15 protein-coding genes are annotated in these 11,385 nt (G+C 74.4%); all 15 read left to right on the top strand.

The window, feature by feature from the left end; translation table 11 throughout:
- Positions 1-142 precede the first annotated feature (142 nt).
- The 15 genes from rpsP to whiG all read left to right on the top strand — a co-directional run bounded on the left by rpsP (position 143) and on the right by whiG (position 11,367).
- A complete protein-coding gene (rpsP, locus tag ABC795_RS12870; protein ID WP_347057579.1) occupies positions 143-592 on the top strand; it encodes a 30S ribosomal protein S16 in 450 nt (149 codons plus the stop codon).
- A 3-nt stretch (positions 593-595) separates the two neighbouring features.
- Positions 596-832 carry an RNA-binding protein gene (locus tag ABC795_RS12865; RefSeq protein ID WP_113799223.1) on the top strand — a complete coding sequence of 79 codons (237 nt, stop codon included), beginning with the start codon at positions 596-598 and terminating at the stop codon, positions 830-832.
- A gap of 11 nt (positions 833-843) precedes the next feature.
- A complete protein-coding gene (gene rimM, locus ABC795_RS12860) occupies positions 844-1,389 on the top strand; it encodes a ribosome maturation factor RimM (protein WP_347057578.1) in 546 nt (181 codons plus the stop codon).
- Positions 1,386-2,129 carry a tRNA (guanosine(37)-N1)-methyltransferase TrmD gene (trmD, locus tag ABC795_RS12855; protein ID WP_347057577.1) on the top strand — a complete coding sequence of 248 codons (744 nt, stop codon included), beginning with the start codon at positions 1,386-1,388 and terminating at the stop codon, positions 2,127-2,129. Before rimM ends, trmD begins: the two co-directional genes overlap by 4 nt.
- A 7-nt stretch (positions 2,130-2,136) precedes the next feature.
- Positions 2,137-2,637 carry an NUDIX domain-containing protein gene (locus ABC795_RS12850; RefSeq protein ID WP_347057576.1) on the top strand — a complete coding sequence of 167 codons (501 nt, stop codon included), beginning with the start codon at positions 2,137-2,139 and terminating at the stop codon, positions 2,635-2,637.
- 146 nt (positions 2,638-2,783) lie between these two features.
- The gene (gene rplS, locus ABC795_RS12845) at positions 2,784-3,140 is read left to right on the top strand and encodes a 50S ribosomal protein L19 (RefSeq protein WP_347057575.1); all 357 of its coding nucleotides are present in this window, start codon (positions 2,784-2,786) and stop codon (positions 3,138-3,140) included.
- 79 nt (positions 3,141-3,219) lie between these two features.
- A complete protein-coding gene (gene lepB, locus ABC795_RS12840; protein ID WP_347057574.1) occupies positions 3,220-4,176 on the top strand; it encodes a signal peptidase I in 957 nt (318 codons plus the stop codon).
- A gap of 148 nt (positions 4,177-4,324) precedes the next feature.
- Positions 4,325-5,047: a response regulator transcription factor gene (locus tag ABC795_RS12835; protein ID WP_347057573.1), complete on the top strand. Its 723-nt coding sequence runs from the start codon at positions 4,325-4,327 to the stop codon at positions 5,045-5,047.
- A 109-nt stretch (positions 5,048-5,156) separates the two neighbouring features.
- Positions 5,157-5,990 (top strand): ribonuclease HII, encoded by an 834-nt coding sequence (locus ABC795_RS12830; protein WP_347057572.1) that lies wholly within the window; start codon positions 5,157-5,159, stop codon positions 5,988-5,990.
- Complete coding sequence (locus ABC795_RS12825; RefSeq protein ID WP_347057571.1) at positions 5,987-6,307, top strand: DUF2469 domain-containing protein; 321 nt, start codon at positions 5,987-5,989, stop codon at positions 6,305-6,307. The genes ABC795_RS12830 and ABC795_RS12825 overlap by 4 nt, the downstream gene beginning before the upstream one ends.
- A 79-nt stretch (positions 6,308-6,386) precedes the next feature.
- The gene (locus ABC795_RS12820; RefSeq protein ID WP_347057570.1) at positions 6,387-6,743 is read left to right on the top strand and encodes a YraN family protein; all 357 of its coding nucleotides are present in this window, start codon (positions 6,387-6,389) and stop codon (positions 6,741-6,743) included.
- Positions 6,740-8,260, top strand: a complete 1,521-nt coding sequence (locus ABC795_RS12815) for a YifB family Mg chelatase-like AAA ATPase (protein WP_347057569.1) — start codon at positions 6,740-6,742, stop codon at positions 8,258-8,260. The genes ABC795_RS12820 and ABC795_RS12815 overlap by 4 nt, the downstream gene beginning before the upstream one ends.
- The gene (dprA, locus tag ABC795_RS12810; RefSeq protein WP_347057568.1) at positions 8,257-9,504 is read left to right on the top strand and encodes a DNA-processing protein DprA; all 1,248 of its coding nucleotides are present in this window, start codon (positions 8,257-8,259) and stop codon (positions 9,502-9,504) included. Before ABC795_RS12815 ends, dprA begins: the two co-directional genes overlap by 4 nt.
- A 31-nt stretch (positions 9,505-9,535) precedes the next feature.
- Positions 9,536-10,474, top strand: a complete 939-nt coding sequence (locus ABC795_RS12805; protein WP_347057567.1) for a tyrosine recombinase XerC — start codon at positions 9,536-9,538, stop codon at positions 10,472-10,474.
- A gap of 92 nt (positions 10,475-10,566) precedes the next feature.
- On the top strand, positions 10,567-11,367 hold the full coding sequence (whiG, locus tag ABC795_RS12800) for an RNA polymerase sigma factor WhiG (RefSeq protein ID WP_347057566.1): 801 nt from the start codon (positions 10,567-10,569) through the stop codon (positions 11,365-11,367).
- Positions 11,368-11,385 lie beyond the last annotated feature (18 nt).

The following is an 11,385-nucleotide window of genomic DNA, read 5'->3' as shown; positions in this document are numbered from 1 at the left end:
ACCTTCTGGCACAATGAACGGTCGAACACGGCGGTAGCGGCCCTCTCACCGTTCCCGCCCGTGTCCCTGGCTCCGCCCCGGCGTAACCCCACACGTCGTTCCGGCGAGCACCGAAACGCGTTCGAGGAGAACACCACCCACCGTGGCCACCAAGATCAAGCTCATGCGCCTGGGCAAGATGCGCGCGCCGTACTACCGCATCGTCGTCGCCGACGCCCGCACGAAGCGCGACGGGCGCTCGATCGAGACGATCGGCAAGTACCACCCGAAGGAGGACCCCTCCTTCATCGAGGTCGACAGCGAGCGCGCGCAGTACTGGCTGGGCGTCGGCGCGCAGCCGACCGAGGCCGTCGCCGCCATCTTCCGGGTCACCGGCGACTGGCAGAAGTTCAAGGGCGAGCCGGCCCCGGCCCCCATGAAGGTCGCCGAGCCCAAGCCGGACAAGAAGGCTCTCTACGAGGCCGCTGTCCGCTCGGGCATGGACGAGCCGGCCGCCGGCGCCACCACCCCGAAGAAGAAGGCCGCTCCCAAGGCCGACGCCGCCGAGGCCCCCGCGGCCGACGCTGCTCCGGCCGAGACGCCGGCCGAGTAAGTCGTGCTCGAAGAAGCGCTCGAGCACCTGGTCAAGGGCATCGTCGACAACCCCGACGACGTCACCGTCGACCTGCTCACCAACCGTCGCGGCAAGACCCTCGAGATCCGGGTCCACCCCGACGACCTCGGCAAGGTCATCGGCCGGGGCGGGCGCACGGCCAAGGCGCTGCGCCAGGTCATGACCGGGGTCGGCGGACGGGGCCTGCGGGTCGACGTCGTCGACACCGACGGGCGCTGAGCACGAGCTCTTTGAGCACACCGAACGAACCCACCGACACCGTGGTGGTCGGCCGCATCGGCCGGCCCCACGGTGTCCGTGGTCTGGTCACCGTCGAGGTCCGCACCGACGACCCCGACCTCCGCTTCGCCCCCGGCGCGGTGCTCGCCACCGACCCGCCGGAGCGCGGGCCGCTGACCGTCGTCGACAAGCGGTGGCACAGCGGCACCCTGCTGCTGCAGCTCGCCGACGCCGCGGGCGCGGTCTACGACGTCCGCGAAGCCGTGGACGAGCTGCGCAACACGCTCCTGCTCGTCCCGATCGCGGACCTGCCGGAGATCGAGGAGCCCGACTCGTACTACGACCACCAGCTGGTCGGACTGACCGCCCGGCTGCCCGACGAGTCGGTCCTCGGCGAGGTCGCGGCGGTCCGGCACGAGGCGCAGGACCTGCTCGTCCTGCGGCGCGCCGAGGGCGGGGAGGCGCTGATCCCCTTCGTCTCGGCGATCGTGCCCACCGTGGACGTCGCCGGCGGCTTCCTGGTGGTGGACCCGCCCGAGGGGCTGCTCGACCTGTGAGTCCGGCGTTCCGCATCGACGTGGTCACGATCTTCCCCGAGTACCTCGCGCCGCTGCGCCAGTCGCTGCTCGGCAAGGCCATCGAGCGCGGCCTGGTGAGCGTCGGCGTGCACGACCTGCGGCAGTGGACCGACGACGTGCACCGCACCGTGGACGACGCGCCCTACGGGGGCGGCCCCGGCATGGTCATGAAGCCCGAGCCGTGGGGGAGGGCGCTGGACGCCGTCCGCCCGCCCGGCACCCGGCTCGTCGTGCCGACCCCCGCCGGCCGGCCCTTCACCCACGCCACGGCCGCGGAGTGGGCCACCGAACCCGGGCTGGTCTTCGCCTGCGGACGCTACGAGGGCATCGACCAGCGGGTCGCCGACTGGGCGGCCGACGCCGGCCCGGTCTCCGAGGTGTCGATCGGTGACTACGTGCTCGCCGGCGGGGAGTCCGCGGTGCTGGTGATGACCGAGGCGGTCACCCGGCTCATCCCCGGCGTGCTGGGCAACCGGGAGTCCGCCGAGTTCGACTCGCACGCCGACGGCCTGCTGGAGGGCCCGTCCTACACCCGGCCGGCGAGCTGGCGGGGGCACGAGGTGCCCGACGTCCTGCTGTCCGGCGACCACGCGGGCATCGCCCGCTGGCGGCGGGCGGAGTCGCTGCGCCGCACCGCGGACCGCCGTCCCGACCTGCTGGCCGCGCTGCCGGACGACGCGCTCACCGGCGCCGAACGGGCGGCGCTGGCCGGTGAGTGAGCGTCGGGTGGGTGGGCGAGCGATCGTCCGGACGACGGCGCGCGTCATCGTCCTCCAGCCTGCCGGCCGGGTGCTGTTGATGGGCGCCCGTCTCCCCGATCCCGCCATGCCGCCCGGCGAGGTGCTGTTCTGGTACACGCCCGGCGGGGGTGTGGAGGCCGGCGAGACGCTGCGCGAGGCCGCCGTGCGGGAGCTCGCCGAGGAGATCGGGTTGCACGTCGACCCGGCCGCGCTGGAGGGGCCGGTCTGGCTGCGCCGCCACGTCGGCCCGTTCGGTGGCCGGGTCTACGACACCCGCGAGACCTACTTCGTGCTCCGGGACGTCGTCCACGACGTGGTGCCCGGGGCGCTCACCGAGCTGGAGCTGCTGGCCGACGAGCCGCACCGGTGGTGGTCACCGGAGGAGCTCGCCGCGGGCGCCGTGGACCTCGTGCCGGCCGACCTGCCGGCCCTGCTCGCCGAGCTGTCCGGCGGCCCGTGGACGGGGTCCCCGCGCGTCGTCGTCTGAGGATGTGGCACAGTAGAGAGTCGCTGCTGACCGACGGCCGGGCTGTCGGGAGCTCCGCACCGGAGCCGCAGCACCCCGGAACGGACAGCCGGGGCGTTCCGCTGTCCGAACCGAGAACGAGCCATCTGAGACTGAGGACTGCCGAGATGAACACCCTGGACGCACTCGACGCCGACTCGCTGCGCGACGACATCCCCTCGTTCCGCCCGGGTGACACCGTCAAGGTGCACGTCCGCGTCATCGAGGGCAACCGCTCCCGCATCCAGGTCTTCCAGGGCGTCGTCATCCGCCGTCAGGGTGGTGGCATCCGCGAGACCTTCACCGTGCGCAAGGTGAGCTTCGGCGTCGGCGTGGAGCGCACCTTCCCGGTGCACACCCCGGTCGTCGAGAAGATCGAGGTCATCACCCGCGGTGACGTGCGCCGCGCCAAGCTGTACTACCTCCGCGAGCTGCGCGGCAAGGCCGCCAAGATCAAGGAGAAGCGCGAAACCGTCTCGCGCTGACCTCCCCACGCGGACACGCCTGACAGCCGGCCCGACCGGCTGGATCTCGGCGGGTCCCCCGCGCCGTACGCTGGCTCCGATGAGCAGCGACCGGCCCGGGGGGCCCGCCGATGTCGTTCCGTGGGAACCGGACGGCCCCGACGAGACGCCCGCCGGCGGAACCGGCCGGCCGCCGGCCGCCCGCCACAGCCGGCGCAGCCGCCACGAGGAGGCGAAGAAGGGCTCCCTGCTGCGCGAGCTGCCCGTCCTGCTGCTGATCGCCTTCGTGCTGGCGCTGGTCGTCAAGAGCTTCTTCGTGCAGGCCTTCTTCATCCCGTCCGGGTCGATGGAGCAGACGCTGCACGGCTGTACCGGCTGCACCGGTGACCGGGTGCTGGTCAACAAGATCCCCTACTGGTTCGGCGAGCCCGAGCCCGGCGACATCGTGGTCTTCCGGGGGCCGGACACCTGGACACCGGAGATCTCGGTCGACGAGCCGGACAACTGGTTCACCGGGGCGCTGCTGTGGCTGGGGCGCGCGATCGGGGTCGCCCCGCCGAGCGAGGACGACTTCGTCAAGCGAGTGGTCGCCACCGGGGGCCAGACGGTGCAGTGCTGCGATACCGAGGGTCGCGTCACCGTGGACGGCGAACCGCTCGAGGAGCCCTACATCTTCGAGGACAGCCCGATCGAGAGCCGCGTGTTCGGCCCGGTGACCGTGCCCGACGGGCGGCTGTGGGTCATGGGCGACCACCGATCGGCGTCGGCGGACTCGCGGTCGCACGTGGGGGACAAGTACGCGGGCACCATCGCCGTCGACGACGTCATCGGCAAGGCGGCGGTCATCGTCTGGCCGCTGAGCCGGTTCGGCCTGCTGGACTCACCCGACATCCAGGGCACCGAGGCGGCCGCGGCGGTTCCCGCGGTGCCGGCCGGCGACGGGGCGAGCCCGGTGGGCGCCGTCGCCGTCCTGCCGTACGCGGTCGGCCTGGCGGGAGCGGCGCCGGTGACGGCGTGGCGGCGACGCCGGACCAGGGGTGCGCGCGCCGAGCCGTGATGGTCGTGCTGTTACCCGTGTGACTCATCGGGAACGGACGATGAGTGCGGGTAATCGCCGCAGCAAATGTCGGAGAAGCATTCAAGCAACCGTTTCACCCTTCCGATGGGGACATTGCACGTTCCCGGAAAGTGAAACGGAGTTCCTTGTGTCTGCACCCTTGGCGAGCACGGCCCGCGGAGTCACCCGCGTGCTCCTCCTCGCCGACGCGCCCGTCCTGCGCCGGGGGCTGGTGAGCATGATCAACGAGACCGCCGGCATGCAGTCGGTGGGCACCCCCGGCGAACTGCGCCGCGCGCTCGCGCTGGCCGAGACCGCCCGCCCCGACGCCGTCGTGGTGGAGCTCGGCCCCGGCCGCGCCGCGACCCTGGCGGCCTGCCGCGACCTGCGGCGGCGGTTCCCCCGCGTGGCGATCATCGCTCTGGCGACCTCCGAGGACCCCGCTGTGGTCAACGAGGCCCTGGCCGCCGGCATCCGCGGCTACCTGATGGTCAACACGTCGCCGACGCTGCTCGGTTGGGCGATCCTGGCCGCCCGCGCCGGCCGCGTCGTCGTCGACCCGCAGATCCGCCGCGTCGAGCCGTCGGCCGTGCCCGCGGCCAAGCCGTTCACCCCCGAGGTGCCGCTGACCCGGCGCGAGCAGGACGTGCTCGACGAGCTCCTGCAGGGGCAGTCGAACCGGCAGATCGGTCGGAACCTGTTCATCAGCGAGGACACCGTGAAGTCGCACATCAAGGCCATCCTGCGCAAGCTCGGTGCCCGCGATCGGGCGCACGCCGTCTCCCTCGTGCTCTCGTCGCGCACTCCGGGCTGCACCTGCGGCGCGCACGCGCTGCAGGCCACCGGGCCGGACGTGACCGCCGACATCTGATCCACCGCTGCTCCGCGGCGCCTGCGGGCCGGCCCCTCGTGGGGGCCGGCCCGCGGTGTGTCCGGGGGTCGGTCGCGGTGTCGCGGCGTGGTCGTACTGTCGTGCCGCGATGGCTGCTCGTCCCACCCACTCCAGCTCGGCGCCGGCCGTCCGTGCCCGGCGCACGGTCGCCGACGACCGGCCCGACGCGCTCTGGGACATGGAGCGCGTGCTGCGCCGACGCGGCTTCGAGGCGATCGCCGGCGCCGACGAGGCCGGCCGGGGCGCCTGTGCGGGGCCGCTGGTCGCCGCCGCGTGCGTCCTGCCGTCCGGACGACGCGGGCGGGTGCCCGGCCTGGCCGACTCCAAGCTGCTCAGCTCCGCCACCCGCGAGCGGGTCTACGAGGAGGTCGTCGACCGCGCGGTGGCGTGGTCGGTCGTCGTCCTGCCGGTCGAGGACCTCGACGAGCGGGGCATGCACGTCACCAACATCGAGGCGCTGCGCCGCGCCGTCTCGATGCTCGAACCCGGCCCCGACTACGTGCTCACCGACGGCTTCCCGGTCCCCGGGCTCGCCCGGCCCGGGCTGGCCGTCTGGAAGGGCGACCGGGTGGCCGCCTGCGTCGCCGCCGCCTCCGTGCTGGCGAAGGTGACCCGGGACCGGATCATGCTGGACCTGCACGCGCGCTGGCCGGAGTACGACTTCGCCGGCCACAAGGGCTACATAACCGACGTGCACACCGCGGCGCTGGAGCGGCACGGCCCCTGCCCGGAGCACCGTATGCGGTACGTGAACGTGGCCCGGGCGCGCGACGCGCACGCCGCCCGGACGGCCCACCGCACCGGTTCCGGGGTCATGGTCGATGATGGGGCCATGCGTCCTGCGTCCCGAGCCCTTCCGAGCACCGAGGACCTTCGAGGGTCGCCACAGGCGTCCGGTTCCTCTGCGGAGCAGCGTCCATGAGCACCGAAGATCTCGAGAAGTACGAGACCGAGATGGAGCTTCAGCTCTATCGCGAGTACCGGGACATCGTCCGCCAGTTCACCTACGTGGTGGAGACCGAGCGCCGGTTCTACCTGGCCAACTCCGTCGACCTGCAGGTCCGGGAGGCCGGCGGGGAGATCTACTTCGAGCTCAAGCTCTCCGACGCCTGGGTGTGGGACATGTACCGGCCCGCCCGCTTCGTGCGGAACGTGCGGGTGCTGACGTTCAAGGACGTCAACGTGGAGGAGCTCGACAAGCCCGACCTCGAGCTGCCGGACGGCCCGCGCCTGCCGTAGCTCGTCCACAGGCCCCGGCGCCGTCCACAGATGAGCGCCGGCGCTGGGCCCGGTCGCGGCAGCGCGGCACGGTCGGGGAGTGCCTCCTCTTGATCTCGGTGCCCGCGGCGAGGAGATCGCCGTCGCCTACCTGACCGACGCCGGGCTGTGCGTCCTCGACCGCAACTGGCGCTGCCGGGAAGGCGAGCTCGACGTCGTCGCCCGTGACCGGGACGCCCTGGTCTTCTGCGAGGTGAAGACCCGGAGAGGCACCGGCTACGGCCATCCCGTCGAGGCGGTGACGCCGGCCAAGCAGCGGCGGCTGCGCGTGCTGGCCCGGCGGTGGCTTGCCGCGCACGACGAGCACGCGCCCGAGATCCGGTTCGACGTCGTGGGCGTCCTCGTGCACCCGCAGCGTCCGGCCCTGGTGACGCACCTGCGGGCGGCGTTCCCGTGACGCTGGCGCGCACCTGGTCGGTCGGCCTCGCCGGGGTGCAGGGGGCGATGGTCGAGGTGGAGGTCGACATCGCGGCGGGGCTGCCCGGGGTGGTCCTGGTCGGCCTGCCCGACGCCGTGGTGCGGCAGTCGGTGGACCGGGTGCGGGCTGCGGTGGTCAACGCCGGCGGGGAGTTCCCGGCCCGGCGGATCACCATCGGGCTCTCCCCGGCGTCGATGCCGAAGCAGGGCAGCGGCTTCGACCTGGCCCTGGCCGCGGCGGTCCTCGCGGCCGCCGGCGCGGTGCGCCGCCGCGCGGTCGACCGGCTGGTGCTGCTGGGCGAGCTCGGGCTCGACGGGTCGGTGCGGGCGATCCGCGGCGTGCTGCCCGCCGTGCTCGCCGCCGCGCAGGCTGGGCACCGCCAGGTGGTCGTACCGGCCGCGAACGCAGCCGAGGCGGCCCTGGTCGAGCGGATCGAGGTGCTGGCGGTCGAGGGCCTCGCGCAGCTGGTCGGGCACCTGCGCGGGGAGACGGTCCTGCGGCCGCACGAGCGCGGCCCGTCGCCCGTCCAGCCGCCCGTGCCCGACCTCGGCGACGTCGTCGGCCAGGCCGCGGGCCGGCGCGCGGTGGAGGTCGCCGCCGCCGGTGGACACCACCTCTTCCTCGGCGGGCCGCCGGGTGCCGGGAAGACGATGCTCGCCGAACGGCTGCCCGGCCTGCTGCCCGAGCTCGACGAGCAGGCGGCGCTCGAGGTGACGGCCATCCACTCGATCGCCGGCACCCTCCCGCCGGACGCCCCGCTGGTCACCCGGCCCACCTTCGAGGCCCCGCACCACTCGGCGACGATGGCCGCGCTGATCGGCGGCGGCTCGGGGCAGATCCGGCCGGGCGCCCTGTGCCGGGCACACCGCGGCGTGCTGTTCGTGGACGAGGCGCCGGAGTTCCCGCGGGCGGTCCTCGACACGCTGCGCCAGCCGCTGGAGCGCGGGCAGGTGACCATCCACCGGGCCGCCGGCTCGGCCACCTTCCCCTGCCGGGCGCAACTGGTCCTGGCGGCCAACCCGTGCCCGTGTGCGAGCGCCGCCGGCGACACCGCCTGCACCTGCAGCCCGCTGGAGCGGCGGCGCTACCAGTCGCGGCTGTCCGGTCCGCTGCTGGATCGCGTCGACCTGCGGGTGGAGCTGCCGCCGGTCACCCGGGCCGCCTGGCTCGACGGGCTGGGTGCACCGGAGTCGACGGCGGTCGTCGCCGAGCGGGTCCGCCGGGCGCGGCTGGCGGCGGAGGAGCGGCTGGCCGGCACGGGCCTCGGGCTGAACAGCCAGGTGCCCGGGCGGATGCTGCGCGAGCGGTTCGCGGTCCCGCGGGCGTCGCTGCGGCTGGCCGAGCGGGCCCTGGAGCGCGGGTCGCTGTCGGTCCGGGGGTTCGACCGGGTCGTCCGTGTCGCCTGGACGCTGGCCGACCTGGCCGGGCGGACGGTGCCGGGACCCGACGAGGTGGCCGAGGCCCTGGGCATGCGGCTGCAGCGGAGCGCGGCGTGAACCTGGACGAGGACCTCGAGGAGGCGGCCGGCTCAGCAGCCCTGCCCGGGGAGGTGCACCCGGGCGTGCGCCGTGCGCGGGCCTGGCTGAGCCGGGCGGTCGAGCCGGGCACGATCGACCTCTGGCGCTACGTCGAGGACGTGGGTCCGGTGGACGCCGTGCGGCGGCTGAGGGCCGGCGCCGCCCCGGAGCGGATCCGGTCGCTGGTCGGCGCACGGGCGCACGAGGACGCCACCCTGGCCGATCTGCGGCGCGCCGGACGGTGCCAGGCGCGGCTCGTGGTCCCCGAGGACGACGAGTGGCCGGCCTGGCCGCTGCACGCGCTGACCGTCGCGGTGGCGGGGGAGCCGCTCCACCACCGGGACCAGTCCGACCGCACCCGGGCGCCGGTTCCGCCGCTGGCGCTGTGGGTCCGCGGCCCGGCCCGGCTGGACGCGGTGACCGACCGCTCGGTGGCGGTCGTCGGCTCCCGGGCCTCCTCGGCCTACGGCGAGCACGTCGCCGCCGAGCTCGGTCACCAGCTGGGCGAACGGGGCTGGACGGTGGTCTCGGGCGGGGCCTACGGCATCGACGCCGCCGCCCACCGCGGCGCCCTCGCCGCCGAGGCGCCGACCATCGCGGTGCTGGCCTGTGGCGTCGACCGGGTCTACCCCGCCGCGCACGGCGCGCTCTTCGCCAGGATCGCCGAGTCCGGGCTGCTGGTGAGCGAGTGGCCGCCCGGCTGCGCGCCGCTGCGGCACCGGTTCCTCGTGCGGAACCGCCTGATCGCCGGGCTCACCCGGGGCACGGTGGTCGTCGAGGCGGCGGCCCGATCCGGCGCGCACGCGACCGCCCAGCGTGCGCGGCGGCTCGACCGGCCCCTGATGGTGGTTCCGGGTCCGGTCACCTCGGCCCTCTCGGTGGGCTGCCACGAGCTGTTGCGCGACCAGGAGGCGGGGGCGGTCCTGGTCACCTCGGCGGCGCAGGTCATCGAGGCGGTCGGGGGCATCGGCACCGACCTGGCGCCGGCCGTGGAACGGCCGACATCCCCGCGGGACGGCCTCTCCGACATCGCTGCCCGGGTGCTGGACGCCTGCCCGGTGCGCATCGGGGCCAGCCCCGAGCGGTTGGCGAGCGTCGCCGGGTGCGACGTCCTGGAGGTGCTCAAGGTGCTGCCGTCGCTGGAACTGGCCGACCTGGTCCAGTGGACGGGCACCGGCTGGCGGTTGTCCCCACCGCCGGAGCGCCCCGGCGCGGCGGCTTGACCGGCGCGGGGCGCCGACGGACCGTGCCCCCGTGGCGACGCCCAGCACCGCAGAGATCCGCGCCGGGCTGCCACCGGCGCTGGCCGAGGCGCTGGCCGGCTACGAGGAGCACCTCAGCGCGCAGCGCGACCTGTCGGCCAACACGGTCCGCAGCTACGTCGGGGACGTCGCCCGGCTGCTGGACCACCTCGCCCGGCGCAGCGGGACGCAGCCGCACGACCTCGACCTCGCCACTCTCCGGAGCTGGCTCGCGCAGGGCCGCACCCGGGGGCACGGCCGCTCGACCACCGCACGGCACGCCTCGGCGGCACGGTCGTTCACCGCCTGGCTGCGCCGCGCCGCACTCACCCCCGAGGACGTGGGACAGCGACTGGTGAGCCCCAAGGCCCACCGGACCCTTCCCGACGTGCTGGCGCCCGAGCAGGCACGCGCACTGGTCGAGACCGCCGCCGGCGAGGAGTCGCCGGTCCGGCTGCGCGACGCCGTCGTCCTGGAGCTGCTCTACGCCAGCGGCATCCGGGTGAGCGAGCTCGTCGGGCTGGACGTCGACGACGTCGACCGCGGCCGCCGGCTGCTGCGGGTGCTCGGCAAGGGGCGCAAGGAGCGCAGCGTGCCCTACGGCCTGCCGGCCGAGCGCGCGCTGGACGCCTGGCTCACCCGCGGCCGACCTGCCCTGGCCACGCCGGACTCCGGGCCGGCGCTCCTGCTCGGGCTGCGCGGCCGCCGGCTGGACGCCCGGGAGGCCCGCCGCACCGTGCACGCCGCGACCGCCGGCGTCCCGGGGGCGCCGGACATCGGTCCGCACGGCTTGCGGCACTCCGCCGCCACGCATGTGCTCGAGGGCGGCGCGGACCTGCGTTCCGTCCAGGAGCTGCTCGGCCACGCTAGCCTCGCCACGACGCAGATCTACACGCACGTGACGGTCGAACGGCTCCGTGCTGTCCATGCCCAGGCGCATCCCCGTGCCTGAGGCCGGCGGCCGGATCGCGGAGCGGACGGCGGCAGTCATGACCACGCGGGACCACGGACGGTGCCCGCGCAGCACGACCGAGGAGCGCGACCGTGTCTGAGGCAACCATCCGCCGCATCGACGAGCCCGGCGAGGACGCCGACGCCCTGCTGACAGACCTGTGGGCGCGCTACGCGGAGGACCGGGACCCCGCCCTGCGGGACCGGCTGATCCTCCACTACGCGCCCCTGGTCAAGTACGTCGCCGGCCGGGTCGGCAGCGGTCTGCCCGCCCACGTCGAGCAGGCCGACCTCATCTCCTACGGCACGTTCGGGCTCATCGACGCGATCACGCGCTTCGAGCCGACCCGCGAGGTCAAGTTCGAGAGCTACGCGATGTCGCGGATCCGCGGCGCCATCATCGACGAGCTCCGCAACACCGACTGGATCCCGCGGTCGGTGCGGGTCAAGGCCCGCCAGTTCGAGCGCACCGTCGCCGAGCTGGAGAGCAAGCTCCACCGGACGCCGTCGGACGAGGAGGTCGCCGACGCCATGGACATGGACGTCGAGGACATCCGGAAGTTCCTCGGCCAGCTCTCCCTGGTCAACGTCGTCGCCCTCGACGAGCTGCTCACCGACGACGACGGCGGCTCACCCCGCCTGGGCGACACGCTGCGGGACCCCAGCGCGCTGGACCCGCAGGCGATGGCAGAGCACGGCGAGGCCCGGCAGCTGCTGGCCCGCGCCGTCGAACAGCTGCCCGAGCGGGAGAAGGTCGTCGTCTCCCTCTACTACTTCGAGGGGCTCACGCTCGCCGACATCGGCCGCGTCCTCGGCGTCACGGAGAGCCGGATCTGCCAGCTGCACACCAAGGCCGTCCTGCACCTGCGCACCAAGCTCGCCGACATCGCGTGATGACTGCGGGCGACGTGC

Source organism: Blastococcus sp. HT6-30, from assembly GCF_039729015.1.
Lineage (GTDB): Bacteria > Actinomycetota > Actinomycetes > Mycobacteriales > Geodermatophilaceae > Blastococcus.
This window is presented reverse-complemented; position numbering and strand designations above follow the sequence as displayed.